Annotated in this window: 14 protein-coding genes; 4 read left to right on the top strand and 10 right to left on the bottom strand. The window is 37.7% G+C overall.

Annotated elements, in window-relative coordinates:
* Positions 1–80: 80 nt before the first annotated feature.
* Both ACFIKX_RS01005 and ACFIKX_RS01010 read right to left on the bottom strand, forming a co-directional pair.
* Complete coding sequence (locus ACFIKX_RS01005; protein WP_375612095.1) at positions 81–929, bottom strand: S49 family peptidase; 849 nt, start codon at positions 927–929, stop codon at positions 81–83.
* 191 nt (positions 930–1,120) lie between these two features.
* Positions 1,121–1,909: a tRNA1(Val) (adenine(37)-N6)-methyltransferase gene (locus tag ACFIKX_RS01010; protein WP_375629758.1), complete on the bottom strand. Its 789-nt coding sequence runs from the start codon at positions 1,907–1,909 to the stop codon at positions 1,121–1,123.
* Between the two features lie 179 nt (positions 1,910–2,088).
* Here ACFIKX_RS01010 and ACFIKX_RS01015 point away from each other — a divergent pair, with 179 nt between their 5' ends.
* From ACFIKX_RS01015 to glyS, 4 genes are all read left to right on the top strand, one after another.
* Positions 2,089–3,165, top strand: a complete 1,077-nt coding sequence (locus ACFIKX_RS01015; protein WP_375629760.1) for a polyprenyl synthetase family protein — start codon at positions 2,089–2,091, stop codon at positions 3,163–3,165.
* A 95-nt stretch (positions 3,166–3,260) separates the two neighbouring features.
* Positions 3,261–4,955 carry a tetratricopeptide repeat protein gene (locus tag ACFIKX_RS01020; RefSeq protein ID WP_375612092.1) on the top strand — a complete coding sequence of 565 codons (1,695 nt, stop codon included), beginning with the start codon at positions 3,261–3,263 and terminating at the stop codon, positions 4,953–4,955.
* 90 nt (positions 4,956–5,045) lie between these two features.
* Positions 5,046–5,987: a glycine--tRNA ligase subunit alpha gene (locus ACFIKX_RS01025; protein WP_375606430.1), complete on the top strand. Its 942-nt coding sequence runs from the start codon at positions 5,046–5,048 to the stop codon at positions 5,985–5,987.
* A complete protein-coding gene (glyS, locus tag ACFIKX_RS01030; RefSeq protein WP_375629764.1) occupies positions 5,987–8,209 on the top strand; it encodes a glycine--tRNA ligase subunit beta in 2,223 nt (740 codons plus the stop codon). The genes ACFIKX_RS01025 and glyS overlap by 1 nt, the downstream gene beginning before the upstream one ends.
* Positions 8,210–8,333: 124 nt before the next feature.
* Here glyS and ACFIKX_RS01035 read toward each other — a convergent pair whose 3' ends face one another.
* The 8 genes from ACFIKX_RS01035 to ACFIKX_RS01070 all read right to left on the bottom strand — a co-directional run bounded on the left by ACFIKX_RS01035 (position 8,334) and on the right by ACFIKX_RS01070 (position 16,572).
* Positions 8,334–8,828: a F0F1 ATP synthase subunit B gene (locus ACFIKX_RS01035; protein ID WP_375629767.1), complete on the bottom strand. Its 495-nt coding sequence runs from the start codon at positions 8,826–8,828 to the stop codon at positions 8,334–8,336.
* An 11-nt stretch (positions 8,829–8,839) separates the two neighbouring features.
* A complete protein-coding gene (locus ACFIKX_RS01040) occupies positions 8,840–9,406 on the bottom strand; it encodes a F0F1 ATP synthase subunit B (RefSeq protein ID WP_273790398.1) in 567 nt (188 codons plus the stop codon).
* A 143-nt stretch (positions 9,407–9,549) separates the two neighbouring features.
* The gene (locus ACFIKX_RS01045) at positions 9,550–9,780 is read right to left on the bottom strand and encodes a F0F1 ATP synthase subunit C (protein ID WP_005773968.1); all 231 of its coding nucleotides are present in this window, start codon (positions 9,778–9,780) and stop codon (positions 9,550–9,552) included.
* Between the two features lie 54 nt (positions 9,781–9,834).
* On the bottom strand, positions 9,835–10,593 hold the full coding sequence (locus ACFIKX_RS01050) for a F0F1 ATP synthase subunit A (protein ID WP_375612111.1): 759 nt from the start codon (positions 10,591–10,593) through the stop codon (positions 9,835–9,837).
* A gap of 7 nt (positions 10,594–10,600) precedes the next feature.
* Positions 10,601–11,035: an AtpZ/AtpI family protein gene (locus tag ACFIKX_RS01055; RefSeq protein WP_375629770.1), complete on the bottom strand. Its 435-nt coding sequence runs from the start codon at positions 11,033–11,035 to the stop codon at positions 10,601–10,603.
* A 1,090-nt stretch (positions 11,036–12,125) separates the two neighbouring features.
* Complete coding sequence (gene der / locus ACFIKX_RS01060; RefSeq protein WP_375629773.1) at positions 12,126–13,550, bottom strand: ribosome biogenesis GTPase Der; 1,425 nt, start codon at positions 13,548–13,550, stop codon at positions 12,126–12,128.
* A 4-nt stretch (positions 13,551–13,554) separates the two neighbouring features.
* A complete protein-coding gene (locus ACFIKX_RS01065) occupies positions 13,555–14,226 on the bottom strand; it encodes a tetratricopeptide repeat protein (RefSeq protein ID WP_375629776.1) in 672 nt (223 codons plus the stop codon).
* A gap of 573 nt (positions 14,227–14,799) precedes the next feature.
* Complete coding sequence (locus tag ACFIKX_RS01070; protein ID WP_375613534.1) at positions 14,800–16,572, bottom strand: SLC13 family permease; 1,773 nt, start codon at positions 16,570–16,572, stop codon at positions 14,800–14,802.
* Positions 16,573–16,751 lie beyond the last annotated feature (179 nt).

A 16,751-nucleotide genomic window follows, 5' to 3' on the forward strand; every position in this document is an offset into this window, starting at 1 on the left:
CATTCGTATCATTTCAAGCCTTTTTTCTTCTAGTATCTGTTTTTAGATAAAAATCTCTCTGGCTTGAATGATCCTTTCCATCACAAACCATAACGCTGCCAAAGAGCTCGCTCTTCTGCTGCCATCAATGCACTATCAACGACTGTATAAACCGTATGTGCCGTCACTCCTGAAGGCGTTTTAGGTCCTAAAAAACTTTTTGGAGGCATAATAAGTCGAAGTTTTGCATCATTACCAAAGCGCTCCTTAATAACAGAACGTACATCATTCAATCCATCAACCAGACCAAGCCCAACGCTTTGTTTTCCACTCCAAAACATTCCTGTAAAGAGATTCGAATCATCTGATAATTTTTCAGCACGCCGTTCTTTAACCAAATCGATAAAAGTTTGATGCACTTCAAGTTGGAGAGATTTCAAATGCTCAATATCCGCCTTTTTTTCTGGCTGAAATGGATCTAATGTAACTTTGTTCTTTCCTGCTGTGTATACACGCCGTTCGATACCAATTTTCTTCAAAAGTTCCGGAAAACCAAAGGAAGCTGAAACCACTCCAATGGAACCAACAATTGAAGAAGGATCTGCAAAAATTTCATCCCCTGCACAAGCAATCATATAACCACCAGATGCTGCAATATCTTCAATAAACACAAGAACCTTTTTATTTTTTTCTTCTGCCAAGTCACGAATGCGCTTGAAGATAAAACGCGATTGTACAGGTGAACCACCAGGAGAATTAATAATAAGTGCAACAACCGGTGACTTTTTGTGTGCGAAAGCCTTCTCTAAAAGATTTGCACACCTACTGAGGGAAAGGGTACGAGATATAGATGCTGATGAATCCATAATTGCTCCTTGAAGGCGCACCACAGGAATTTCAAGTTTATCGGAAGAAAAACGGCGTGGAATAAAACTTTTAATAAAATCCATCAAAACAAAATCTCCTTATAAATTAAGAACAATTAAATAGGCAAGGACAACAAAAAGGAAGAACGCGATACCATCCAAAAACGCCAATCAATCCCCACATTACAACCAGAAATATAATTTCATCCAAAGTCAAACCTCCCTAACAACAAAGTGTAGACTTTAAATAATAAACTAAAAAACACAAGATACTATTAGAAAAGTTCCCACAAGCTTATATATCCATTATTAATTGCATCAACTCGGGGTGAAAAAGTATGGTCATTACCTTCATGTATAACCAATGCCGGTAAAATAGATAAAGCTGCTCTGCTTCCTCGTTTTGCGTAAAATAAAAGACGAATTGCTGCTGTCTTTGCACGTGCATGCACAGGAACGATACAAATACCACCAAAGCGCCCTTCTAAAGCACGCAAAATATCTACTAGTGATTGTGGTCGTGCAATGAGCCCTAAGTATCCACCTGGCTTGACAATCGCTGCTGCACTCCGCAACCAATTATCAAACATCGCTTCAGGCATAACATGTGCTTCAGATTTTTGTTGATCAGGTGTCTTGCGATCAGTGGGATTATTAAAAGGTGGATTCATAATCGCAAAATCAAAGCTATTATCTATCAAACCTGCTTTTATACGGGCATTCCCTTTGAAGGTAACATCTGCTTCTAGCAAACAAATTCGGCTAGCAAATTGTTTATTTTGTTTTAGCATAAGCGTTTTTTGAGCATAAGATATCATAAAAGCCGAACGTTCAACTAAGGTAACATGAACTTTCAGACAACGCGAAGCAACAGCTAACCCTGCAGCTCCAGCACCAGCACCTAAATCAACAACCTTGCCCTTTAAATCACTTGGAACCAAACTAGCTAATAACATCGCATCCATTCCAGAACGATGACCATATTTATGGGGTTGAACCAAATAAAATTTCCCGCGGTGAAAACTGTCAATTGTTTCACCACTCTGATTCGCTGCTTTATCCATTTAAAAGCCTAATGCTCACCTTTATAAACTGCATTTTTGCCATTCAGCTGCTATTTTAAATTTTTTATTATTTTATAACAATAAGATTACACTCGCTAAAGAACATTTCTTGCCAATAACATTCCAAGCTAACACTTTTAAACGACATCAAAAGCTTGAGTCAAAACCAAACCCCCTTTATGCTAATGAATAAAGTAAATTTTATATATGTCCATTGCAATACTCTAGGAGTAAACACATTGAGTGCAGCTATCAAACCAAAACAAATAAGAAATAATCAAATTTCTCTTCAACCTCTTGTCAATCTTACTCAAAAAGATATGGATTGCGTAAATCAATTTATTCTCTCTATGGCAAAATCAGAGGTTGAGATGATCCCTGAAATTTCTAACCATCTTATTTCATCAGGTGGAAAGCGATTACGCCCAATGATTACGCTCGCTTCTGCTCATATGTTCGGTTATCAAAGTGACGGGCATATAAAACTCGCAACAGCTGTTGAATTTATGCATACAGCAACATTGCTACACGATGATGTGATTGACGAAAGTAATTTACGACGTGGAAAATCTACAGCACGGATGATTTGGGGGAATCAAGCAAGTGTACTTGTTGGTGATTTCCTATTGGGCCAGGCCTTTAAAATGATGGTCGATGTCGGTTCCATAGAAGCGCTCTCTGTCCTAGCCAACGCTGCTGCAATTATTGCTGAAGGAGAAGTTATGCAACTTTCTGCCGCAAAAAATATAAAAACCAGCCCTTCAGAATATCTCAAAATCATCGATGCAAAAACAGCAGCACTTTTTTCAGCAGCCGCTGAAGTAGGACCCATTATTGCTGGCTATGGAAATAAAGAGCGTTCTTCATTACGTGAATATGGAACATCCTTAGGTTTAGCTTTCCAATTAATTGATGATGCACTTGACTATAGCGGTAGTGCTCAAAACTTAGGAAAAAATATAGGGGATGATTTTAGAGAAGGAAAAATCACAATGCCTGTTATTCTCGCATATGAGCGTGGGAATATGGTAGAAAAAGATTTCTGGAAAAAAGCGCTTGAAGATGGCAATAATAATGATGAATCCTTCGCACACGCGCAACACTTAATGGAAAAGTATGATAGTATCACAGATACAATAGAACAAGCACGCATCTATGGAAAATATGCAATTGATGCTCTTGTTCCCATGAATGAAAATCTTGCTTATAATGCTCTCGTTGAGACTGTTGAATTTTGTATTGCGCGCGTAAACTGAATTCTTTGCAAGAATCGCAGTATTTCTCAACAAAGTAATGAGATATGATCTATAAACAACACCATCAATTGATTATCTTGAAAAGGATTAGCTCCATGTGCTCTGCAACGGTATCTCGACTTTTTGCCCTCTTTATCGTGGGTATCATGCTGATGCCATCCCTCACCTACAGTAAAATAAGTGCAGCAACTCATACAAGCTCATTTACAGGTGCTTATTTAGCTGGACGGGTTGCAAATCATGAAAATAAAACAGAACTTGCTATCAATTATTTTAAACAAGCACTGGTTTATCAACCTGATAACATTGAAACACAAAAAGAGCTCCTTGAAGCTATGCTCTCGGTCGGAAACTTTAAAGAAGCTGTCCAACAAGCCCAAAAACTCAAAGAGAACGATGTTATAACTCCCTTTGTTTCCTTAACTTTGTCAGTAGAAAGTCTCATCAAAAAAGATTATAAGAATGCCAAGGCTCTTCTGAAATTAAAGGAACTTCCTACGTCCAATAATCCAATACCTGAACTCATCGGCGCTTGGATTACATTTGGATCTGGACAAAAATCTCAGGCAATCGATGATCTTAAGAAACTCAAAGGTCCTGTCTGGTATGATCTTTTTATATCTTATCATCTAGCACTTATGAGCGACCTTGCAGAACGGCCAAAGGATGCAAAAAAATATTTCATTAAAGCACTGAGTAACAAACAGGGAACTCTTATCGCTCCTAATACTTATGAGCGTATTATCATAGCCTATGCCTCATTCCAATTGCGCCATAATATGCGCAACCAAGCTCTTCAAACAATCCAGCATGGCGAACAAATGTTGTCAGGTCGAGAAGTCCTTAAAAACTTTCAAGAAAAAATTGAAAAAAATTCTTTCTTAGAGAGAGTTATTAAAACACCTCAACAAGGAGCAGCCGAGGTATTATATAATTTTGGAACAGCCCTCAACTACAAAAACTCAGGGCGAATTGCACGTATTTTTAAGCAATTATCTTTCGCCTTATACCCTCAAAATGACGCAACACTTTTTCAGCTCGCACACATTTCTGCTAAATTGAACGATCCACATCAAGCAATTAAACTTTATCGCGCTTTATCCCCTAAATCTCCTTATTATAAAGATGGACAACTTCATCTTGCATTCCTTCTTGCCAATAACAACAATTACAAAGAAGCAATAAAATTACTCACATTGTTAAATAAAAAATTTCCCAATGATCGTAATATTTTGATAACGCTCGTTGCTTTTTATATGCAGGACAATAAATTTCTTGAGGCCATTAAAACTCTAGACTACGCTATTACAAAGATAAAAAACTTTCAGCAGGACGATTGGAAACTCTTTTATCAGCGTGGTATTGCTTTTGAACGTTTAAAGCAATGGCCAAAAGCAGAACTTGACTTGCGAAAATCACTTGAATTTTTCCCAAATCAACCGCAAGTTCTTAATTATTTAGCCTATTCCCTTGTGGAACGTGGTGAGAAGCTTGAAGAATCGCTCCGTATGCTACAAAAAGCCTCTGCTTTACAAGCTCACAACAGTCATATTCTCGATTCTTTAGGGTGGGCTTATTATAAACTAAAAGAATATAATAAAGCAGTGCAAATATTAGAAAATGCTGTCAGATTACAACCTGAGGACCCAACACTAAATGATCATTTAGGGGATGCCTATTGGAAAGTTGGGCGTAAACGTGAAGCAATCTTTCAATGGAACCACGCAATTGACGGAAAACCAGAAAATTCTGAACAAATTCAAGAAAAGTTGAAATTTGGTTTGCAATAAACGATGCTTAACCATAAACCACATGAATAATAAATAGAGAACTAAAATTACTTTGGTTTTTTGTTTAGTCCAATATAAAGAGTATAAAGCGTGAAACTGCCTGAACATCTTAACCCCAAACGTTCTTTTCAGGGACTAATATTAACTTTGCAAAATTATTGGGCACACTATGGGTGTGCAATTTTGCAACCTTACGATATGGAAGTCGGAGCTGGGACTTTTCATCCAGCAACAACATTACGCTCTCTAGGACCACGCCCTTGGAAAGTTGCTTATGTCCAACCCTCTCGACGTCCAACAGATGGCCGATATGGTAAGAATCCAAATCGTTTACAACACTATTATCAATTCCAAGTGCTTCTCAAACCCTCTCCGCTCAATCTACAAGAACTTTATATAAAGTCGCTACAAGCTATCGGGCTTGATACAAAACTGCATGATATTCGCTTTGTTGAAGATGATTGGGAAAGTCCCACTCTTGGTGCTTGGGGGCTTGGATGGGAATGTTGGTGCGATGGAATGGAAGTCTCTCAATTTACTTATTTTCAACAAGTGTGCGGCATTGAATGCGCTCCAGTTTCAGGGGAACTCACATACGGTCTTGAGCGTCTAGCGATGTATATCCAAGGGGTTGATAACGTCTATGACCTTAACTTTAATGGTTTGGAGGGAGAAAACAAAATAAGTTATAGAGATATTTTTTTACAGGCAGAACAGGAATACTCATATTATAACTTCGAATTTGCTGATACAAAACTGCTCCATCAGCACTTTATCGATGCAGAACGCGAATGCAGCGCACTTCTTGATGCTGGAAAACCAAATAAAGAAAATGTATTCCATCGCTGTGTTTTTCCTGCCTATGATCAATGTATTAAAGCGAGCCATATCTTTAATCTTTTGCAAGCACGTGGCGTTATTTCTGTAACCGAACGACAAAATTACATTCTTCGCGTTCGTAATCTCGCGCGCCGTTGTGGGGAAGCCTTCTTACTCACAGAAGCTGGACAAATATATACTGGAGAAGCCTAATGTCTGATCTTCTTCTTGAACTCTTCAGTGAAGAAATCCCCGCACGTATGCAACGAAAAGCTGCTGCTGATCTTAAGAAATCTGTTACAGATCAACTTGTGAATGCTGGATTGATCTATGAAGCTGCTCGTGAATATTGGACACCTCGTCGGCTAACATTGGACATACGCGGACTTTCCACACGCTCCAAAGATGTCCATGAAGAACGCAAAGGTCCCAGTATAAAATCACCACAGCATGTAATTGATGGTTTTCTACGTGCAACAGGATTAAATGATGTTTCTGAAGCGCATATTGGACATGATGATAAAAAAGGTCATTTTTATATTGCTAAAATTGTTAAAAAAGGTCGAGCTGCAGAAGAAATTATTGCCGATATTTTACCGGATATTATCCGCAACTTTCCGTGGCCGAAATCTATGCGTTGGGGAAAAGATTCAGCACAAAGTGGTACTTTGAAGTGGATTAGACCTTTACAAAACATTCTTTGCATCTTCGGACCAGAAATTGGTGAAACACATGTTATTCCGTTTACAATTGGTTCTCTTAAAAGCAATAATTTAACTTATGGTCATCGTTTCTTAAGTGATGGAGAGCCATTTCAAGTGCGCCGCTTTGATGACTATGTTACTCAACTTGAAACCCATAAAGTCATTCTGGATGCCGAAAGACGAAAGAATATTATTTTAGCTGATGCCCAAAATCTCTGCTTTGCAAACGGTTTAGAACTGGTTCAAGATAATCCCCTCCTAGAAGAAGTTGCTGGTCTTGTTGAATGGCCTGTTATCCTGATGGGTGATTTTGACAAATCATTCCTTGATATTCCTCCAGAAATTATTCGCTTGACCATTCGAGCCAATCAAAAATGTTTTGTCACCCGCAAACAAGGAGAAAAAGTAAAACTTTCTCATCATTTTATTCTCGTTTCTAATATTCTTGCAAATGATGAAGGCAAAGAAATTTCGAAAGGAAATAGTAAGGTTGTCCGTGCCCGTCTTTCTGATGCACTTCATTTTTGGCAAACCGATCAGCATGATTTGCCTGATCTTCAACAATTGGAATCTTCTATAAAAAAATTTGAGCTTGATATAAAAAAACCTCTCGATCAAAGAATGGCGCGACTTGATCATTTGAATGTAACCTTTCATGCTAAATTAGGTACACAAGGTAAAAGAGTAGAACGCATTGCTACACTCGCACAAGAAATTGCCCCTTTGATACAAACAGATCCTCTTTTAGCAAAACGTGCAGCCATCCTTGCAAAAGCTGATTTGCAAACAGAAATTGTCGGAGAATTTCCTGAACTACAAGGTGTTATGGGGCAAAAATACGCCCTTCTTCAAGGGGAAGATCCTCGCGTAGCTGTAGCAATCGAAGACCATTATAAACCTCAAGGACCAACAGATCGTCTTCCACAAGAACCACTTGCTATAACCGTTATGCTCGCCGACAAAATTGACATGCTCGTTGGCTTTTGGCTCATTAATGAAAAACCAACGGGCTCAAAAGATCCCTATGCGTTAAGACGAGCAGCATTGGGAATTATTAGGCTTGTACTTTCGCGAGATTGGAAAATCAATCTTATGCCGCTGTTCCAGTTAGCAACGAATCTTTTCTTACAACAAAAAAATAAATATGAAATCTCTCAAAGAAAAAATTCACAATTGCAGAATCTGCTTCCAGAAAAAACAGAATATATTTTATCAGATCTGTTATTCTTTTTTCATGACCGTTTGAAAATCTATCTAAAAGAGGAAGGCGCTCGTTACGATGCCCTTGAAGCCGTTTTAAATAAAGATTCTGATGATTTTTTATTGGTTGCACGTCGTGTCGAATCGCTTATCGCTTTCATCAATACCCACGATGGAATGAACTTTGTAGCCTCTGTAAAACGTACTGCCAATATTCTTGAAAATGAATTTCAAAAAAGCACAACAATAGCGAATGAAATTAATCCTGAGCTCTTTGTCGAGAAAGAAGAAAAGCAGCTCTATCATGCAATCTGTGAAGTAGAAAGAAAGGTTCTTGCTCCCATCAATGCAACAAATTTATCATTTGCACTCAGTGTGCTAGCGCCACTTGGAAAATTGATTGATATATTTTTTGAAAAAGTATTGGTGAATGATAAAAAAACTGATGTTCGTGCTAACCGTCTTGCTCTTCTCAAACGCACTCACATTGTTACACAATCGGTTGCAGACTTCTCAAAACTTGTCATTTAAAATCAAAATACCCTATTAACTGATAAAAACAATGAAGATAATTTTTTCTTTTTTATGACTTTTATGAATTAATATTGAGAAAATCATGCAACCAAAGAGACTGTTCTTTATCTCTCAAATATCATTAATTAAGATATGTTTTCATTTTGATAAATGATTCTTTCCCAAGAGACTCTTTGATAAGTTCATCTGCCTTGTTAGAATCTATTTCCCTTGCAATAAGGGTACGTGCTGTAGAAATTGCCAAATCAATCGCCGATGAAGAAACCATGCGTATTGCATCCGCTTCTGCTTGGGCAATTTTTTGTTCTGCCAATTTATTGCGGTTTTTTACATATTCTTCTGCTTTTGCACGGGCCTCAGCAATAACAGATTCAACTTCATGCTTTGCTGCTGCAATAATTTCTTGCGCATCTTTTTCTGCTTCTGCATGTTTGCGTTGATATTCAGCCAATATTTCCTGTGCCTCTTCACGAAGACGCAGAGCCTCATCCAGTTCATCTTTGATACGTTTCGCGCGCGCATCAAGATGGTGTATAACCCTCTGTGGAATTTGGAAATAGACTAAAAGAGCCAAAAAAAGAACTAACCCAACAAATGCCCAAAAAGTATCAGTCATCTTTGTCTTCCTCAATAATCCGCAGTTTTAACAACTGAACGAACAGCCTCTTTGCTGATATCAACGTCAATCAATTTTTTCACAATTTCAAGAGCTACTTCTTCAGCGATAGAACCAACATTTTGCATCGCTTTATCCCGAATTTTTGCTATCTGTTTTTCAGCATCTGCGAGTTTTTTCTCTAGACTCTCTTCAATTTCTTTCCGTTCAAGCTCTGCCTTTTCTTTTAATTCTTCACTAGCTACCTGCGCTATAGCCTGCGCGTTCAAACGCGCTTCTGCTAATTTCCGCTCATAAGTTTCAACGACAATGTCTGCTTCTTGCTTCATGCGCATTGCCTGATCTAAATCAGATGCGATTCGATCTCGCCGTGTTTCAATAACACCGCCAATACGTGGTACAATTACACGGGAGATAAAAAGATAAAACAGTCCGAAAGAAATTGCCAACCAGAAAAAATGCGAACCAAAATGCACAAAATCAAAAGGCGGAAACACACGATTTGCATGCTCTGCCACCTTTTTAATATGTTCTATCGACGTTTCAGTGTTCTGTGCATAAGCGCTTGAAACAAACATCTTCTTTCATCCTTTAAATAGCTTATTAAAGCCCTCTATAACCGATGATAACTGACAAACAGCTCTCTGGCATCTCTCTAGTTAAGAGCCTAAAAGGGTAAATCTTTCCTCATGCAAGAACAGATATACCCTTTTGATGATGATTAAACCCCAAAAAGAAGTAATAAAGCAATGAGCAATGAAAAAATTCCCAAAGCTTCTGTTACAGCAAAACCAAAGACGAGACGTCCAAACTGACTATCTGCTGCTGATGGATTTCGTAATGCACCAGAAAGATAGCTACCAAAAATATTACCAAGTCCTAAAGCTGTTCCAGCCATACCAAAGCAAGCAAGACCAGCGCCAATATATTTTGCTGCAAGCACCATTTCCATGTTATTCTCCTTTAAAGCGAAATTGCATTATTCGACGGAAAACCGCCAGTTCTATTAATGTCCTGGATGAATTGCATCATTAAGATACATACAAGTTAAAACCGTAAAGACGTAAGCCTGAAGAAATGCGACCAAAAACTCAAGAGCAGTAATTGCTACAGTCATAATAAGCGGTAAAATCGAACCACCCACACCTACGATTCCTACCCCAATCATTGAAACAACAAACCCAGAAAACACTTTAAGCGTAATATGACCAGCAAGCATATTCGCAAAAAGACGAAGAGAAAGACTAATTGGACGGGAGAGAAAAGAAATAACCTCAATCATTGTCACCAGAGGTAAAACCACAACAGGAACTCCACTGGGAACGAACAGTTTCAAAAAACTGACCCCATGCTTATAAAAGCCATAACCAATCACCGTCAAAATTACCACCATTGCTAACGAAAACGTGATCATGATTTGAGACGTAACCGTATAAAAATAAGGAAAGAGACCAATAAAGTTAGCAACCAAAATAAAAGTAAACAGAGAAAAAACTAAAGGAAAAAACTGCATTCCCTGCACACCAGATGATTCCCGCAGAGTCGATGCTACAAATTCATATGCCATTTCCGAAAGAGACTGCATCCGCGTTGGAACCAATCCACGACTCGATGATGAAATAAAGAGAAAAATAGAAGTTACAACAACCGTGAGAACTGTAAACAATGATACATTTGTAAACGATAAATCCATATTTCCTATGGAAATCTTAATCAGCCTTAAAACCTCAAACTGATGAATAGGATCTGGAGCGTGCGCTGTCACTTCAACCTCATTTATCGGACCTCTCATTGGCCCCTTTATTTTGTTTATCTTGGCGCAATACGCCTTTTTTTCCTAATTGACTGGAGGAAACATACCCCACAGACCGAAGAATACTCAATACACTAGCAGCAAATCCAAAGAAGAGAAAAAATACCAATCCCCAAGGCCATGAACCTGCTAACTTATCAAACCCCAACCCCAAAACAATACCAACTATAATACTTGCCAGAAACTCACTGGAAAGCTTAATTGCACCTGCCATCCTTCCTTGTGATTTTTCCCGCTTATTCCTATGCTCCCGCTTCTTTAATGCTTGCTTGTGCACTAAAGCTACGCTTAAGTTCCTACTACGACATTCCAAATCCTCTGAATGAAGACACTCTCCTTGCTTTTCCTCTTCAGCCTCCTTACGGCTCATAACGGGTTTCTCGCCCATCGCCATCATTGGCTCCTTAATTAAAAAGCAACGTAAGAATACATTTCATAAAACCGTGTGCATCATATTGTTCCCGAATTTATTCGTCAAGATACTAAAAGAAATCTATCACAAGTTATCGTATAAATTTTATTGCAGAAATAACGTATTTTTCAATTTACATGCTTTCTTAAAAAGATATTCCAAGCACCTAAACCGATTTCACGACAGCACCCGTGAATGTATAACGAAAAGTTCACGTGAATAATATAAAACTCATAGAACAACCATTTTTACACTTAACAAAAGGTGTAAACCAATACCATCTTATTTTCCGACTCCCAATGTTATATCAGTCCTAGTTTTGAAAGAGAACATAGAAAGCTAAAAACAGTATGAGAGCGTTGGTTTTCTCCTTTTATTTGAATAAACTTGCACTTTTTATTTTATGAAAATGAAATAATCAATGGTTTCTATATGATCCTATTCGCAAAGTATTTTATATACGCCATTACAGGCCTCATCACGAAATGAGCTTGAGGGTATTAAGAGAAGGTCCTTTAAATACAAGATATTAATAAATCCAAAATTTCAAATAGATTAAGCCAATAGAACACAATAAAATTTAAATACGATTACCATACTACTTTATACAATTTTAATCCACTTTTATGAATTTCGCTCTTTACAATTGAATATCCGTAGATTCAGCAAATATTTTTGCTTTTTATTCAGACAAACTATCGTAAGCAAAAGCGCTTATTCATAAGCTTTATTTTTATGAAACGATAATCTAATGCTGCTTTTCAAACAAGCATCATAATTATATTCCCCTACCCTCATATTGCATCTATTCTTGCACTTAAATAACCCATTAAGAGGATTATGTACTCTTTCTTAAATACTCCCTATTAAACTCTTCTCATGACATGCAAATAAATGATCTTTATCAAGATGAGAGAACTCTATTCAATAGCGCTCATGATAAATGATTATCAATAAAATTAAAACTTTAGCAAATAAAACTTTTTCTTTTATGAAAAGAAAGATCATTGAAAAAACTTATTTTTAAGATTCTTAAGTATAGATTTCATTCACTTAAAAAATTAAAGAGTTATCATTTCTTCTTGGAACGTGTCGCAAAAGGATTATCAGAGGCTCGTAATGATATGCGAACGGGTATACCAGACATATCAAATGTTTCACGTAACCCATTGACAAGATAACGCAAATACGACTGAGGCATACTTTTGGGGCGCGAGCAGGAAATCATAAATCCAGGAGGACGTGTCTTAACCTGTGTGATGTATTTAACCTTAAGTCGACGTCCAGAAACCGCAGGAGGTGGATGATGTGCCACAACAGTTCCAAGCCATTGGTTCAATTTAGCCGTCGAAATGCGACGATTCCATACACGGTGCATCATCATGACATTTTCCATCAGTTTATCAATCCCTTGACCATATTGTCCTGATAAAGGAACAGCTCTCAAACCACGAACTTGAGGAAGAAATCGCGCACATTTTTCATGCAAATCAATCAATGTGGTCTGACTGTTTTCAATAAGGTCCCACTTATTGAAAGCAATAACTGGAACACGCCCTTCACGAATCACAAGATCAGCAATTTGTAAATCCTGCTTTTCAAAAGGTATCGTTGCATCAAAAACAATGACCACCACTTCTGCAAAACGAATAGCACGCAAAGTATCTGCAACAGATAGTTTTTCTAATTTTTCTTGAATTCTTGACTTTCGACGTAAACCTGCAGTATCAAAAAGTTTAATATGACGACCACGCCATTCCCAATCTACAGAAATAGAATCACGCGTGAGTCCTGCTTCTGGTCCTGTTAACAATCGCTCTTGTTTCAACATACTATTGATAAGAGTGGATTTTCCTGTATTGGGACGCCCCGCAATTGCAATCCTAATGGGCTTACTTTCATCGTAAATAAGCTCCTCTTCTTCCAAATCCTTTACATCATCACCAACAGATGCAGGTTGTATCATTCTATCTTCTTCTTTGTTGTTGCCAAAAACATGCTCTGACCCAACAGCATCTATAATTGCATCACGCAGATCACTAAGTCCCAAACCATGTTCAGCCGATATTGGGCATGGCTCTCCCAAACCTAATGACCACGCCTCATACTCTCCTCCTGTTGCCGCTCTTGACTCAGACTTATTGGCAACAAGCACAATTGGCTTTCCTGATTTGCGAACCAATGAAGAAAAATTTAAATCACTTGGTGTTATTCCGCTCTTTGCATCAAATACAAATAAAATAAGATCCGCTTCATCAATTGCAACTTTTGTATGAGAACGCATACGCCCCTCAAGTGTATGATCACCTGCTTCTTCCAGCCCAGCCGTATCAATCACATCAAAACGTAGATCTTGAAGTTTTGCCGCATGAATACGCCGATCACGTGTTACACCAGGCTTATCATCAACCAAAGCCAATTTTTGCCCAACCAAACGATTAAATAGTGTTGACTTCCCAACATTGGGACGACCAACGATAGCAATGGTAAGGCTCATCGATTTATTCCTTATTTGCTTTGCCCTCAGCTTGTATAAGCTCAAGCATCATTCGAGCCCGATCTGTTATTTTTAAACCCAAAGAACCTTCTTCAGAAATTTTCTTAAAATAATAAACCGCCTCATCCATTTTATCCGCCTTATAAGCAGCTAAGCCTAAAGCTTCTCTTGCAGACATACGCATAGGATCGGTATCACTTGCCATATCTTTGATGCGCTTTTCAACATCAGCTAATGTCCCTGTATCAACCAGAATATAAGCCGCCCGAATTTTTGCAACTTTCTGCAAAATCTGCGGTGCTTTCTCATCCGCTGCAACAGAATCAAAGATCTCCACTGACTTAATAATATCACCTTTCTCCATGAGTAAAGAAGCCTCACGTAAACGAGCAAGAAAAGGATACCCCCCAAAATGAGAGGTTTTAACAGTTTCTAATTGCTTTATCGCTTTATCAAAATCACGTGTATCCGCAAGATCAAGACTCTTTACAAATACATCACCAATATAACCAGCTTTCTTTATTTGTGTATGATGATAAACTTGATAAGCAACTATCATGAATATAAAAAGAACAGCCGCTCCAATAATTGAAAAACCATACCGTCTCCAAAAAGCAAGCGCCTTTTCCTGACGAAATTCTGCATTCACTTCAGCAATAAAACTATCATACGACATATATCATACCTTGAAAAAAGTTACTTCACCTGTGCTTTTACGCATAAATGGATAAAGATGGTAGCCCTAATTAACTAAAAATCTTTAAATTGCTCGTTTATTTATTTTAAATCAACATGTAGCCAATTCAATCAGATTTTTGCAACAGTCTTAATCGAAAATGATGTAAGCACCCTGTTTGTTCACATTACAGCTTTTACATATTATGAAAAATTCACTGCCTTAATATTTATCATGATTGCCTATCATCTCAAGCGAACTTTCTCTCCATTATATAGAGGAATAATCTTTTAAAGTCTTCAACCGCAATCGTTGGTTGTATTGGATTATACAATTATAATAGAAAAACCAATTCTTGAAAAAACTTGAATAAACAGTAAATTTCCATGAATATCTACTAAAACCAAATAGATAAATTTTTATCTGTATCAAAAATACCGAAGCGCCATGATTACAGTGTGGTATAATTCCAAATCTTCAGTTAAAGCTCTTTATATAAAGTATATCCCTTCAACTTATCTTCATACGATTAACAACCTTTTATAATTGATTCTTAAAGTTTCTAAAAATATCCTATTGTAAAGGCCAAACCCACATAAGCATTGGAACAGCAATAATAACGATCAACACCGCCAATGGAGCACCTAAACGTGGATAATCACTAAAACGATATCCTCCTGGCGCCATCACGAGCATATTACTTTGATGTCCAATAGGTGTAAGAAACTCACAGCCCGCACCAATTGCAACAGCCATCAAAAAAGCTTCAGGCTTATAATGAAGGGAATGAGCAAAACTTGACGCAATTGGTGCTACCATCATCACTGTTGCTGCATTATTCAAAAATGGCGTAACCAACATAGCTGTCACCAACATAAGCGCTAAAGCACCGGATGGCGGGAAAAATATTGCCAATTGGCTCAGCCATTGACCAATGAGATCCGTACATCCTGTTTTCTCTAACGCTTCACTCACTGGAATAAGAGCCGCTAATAGCACTAATATTGAGCCATCTAATGCCTGATACAGATCACGCGCGGGCAAAACACGAAAGATCACCATTGCAGCAGCAGCAGAAAAGAAAGAAAAAGCAACTGGAACAATATGAAAAGCTGTAAAAATAATTGCTATAAATAAAACAGCTAAAGAGATGAAACCATGTCGTAAATTTCCAAACACAATATTTCGTTTTGCTAGGGGCAAGCATTTCAATTCTCTTAATAAATTTGGAATAACTGCATCCTGTCCTTGCAAAACAATCACATCTCCAAGATGGAAAATAATATCATCAAGTCTTCCCCGCACCCTTTCATGTTGACGACTTAACGCAAGCAAATTTACATTATAGCGATCAAATAAGGAAAACTCTTTCGCACTAATACCGATAAGAGGTGAATTATGGGTAATGACTGCTTCAATAATATCAATATCACTGTCCTTATCACCTGCAACAATAGTTCGCCCCTTAGAAAACTCTAAACGAGCAGAATTCATCACGCTATCTAACCCTGTATGTGATCCTTCCAGCAAAATAATATCATTTTCAGACAAAACAAAATCTGGTAACGGTGAAATAGATACTTTGTTTCTGATGATTTGAATCACCATAACATCACCACTTGATGGCTTAACCAAATCAACAATATTTTTTCCCACAATCGGTGAATTTATTGGAATATGCACTTCTGCAACATAATTACGAATATCAATGGCATCATCAAATGATACACCTGAACGCACACGCACAGGCAAAAGCCAATAAAAAAGAACCAAATATACAACACCAGCCGTCGCAACAACCGCACCAACTGGTGTAAAATCAAACATAGTAAAAGGTGTTCCTGCTAAACGTTCTTGCATCGCTGAAATAACAACATTGGGAGATGTTCCTATCTGTGTCATAAGCCCCCCCAACAAAGAACCAAAGGCCATGGGCATCAAAAAGACAGAAGGAGAAACCTGAGAACGACGTGCAAACTGAAAAGCTATCGGAAGCATAATCGCCAAAGCACCAATGTTTTTAACAAACATTGATAATACGACAACAGAAAGAACCAAAAACGCTAATTGAAGACGCACCGATTTCACGTCTGGCCATATCCGTTGAATAATAAATTCCATTATACCAGAGCGAGATACAGCCGTACTGACAACAAACACACTCCCCACGATAATAACGATATCATTACTAAAACCGCTAAAAGCTTCCTTCGGACTGACAAGACCAAGGGCACAAGCTATTAATAAAGTACAAATAGCAACAAGATCATAACGAAATCGATCCCAAATAAAAACAACCATCATGAGACCAATGATCGAAAAAGCCATTATTTGATTTTCTGTCATAACACTTACCTCTCCCCATTAAATTATAATGAACAAGAACATATTTTTTATGTTTTAAATATTCCTATAAACAGCAGCAAGATAAAAGCAGACATCGAAATATTTTAGGATAATTTTAAAGTGATAAAAAATTATGATGCGCATAAACTTGCCTCTCCTTATTATGCGTGCTTTTCTAT

The organism is Bartonella sp. CM86QHHN, from assembly GCF_042194695.1.
Taxonomy (GTDB): Bacteria; Pseudomonadota; Alphaproteobacteria; order Rhizobiales; family Rhizobiaceae; genus Bartonella.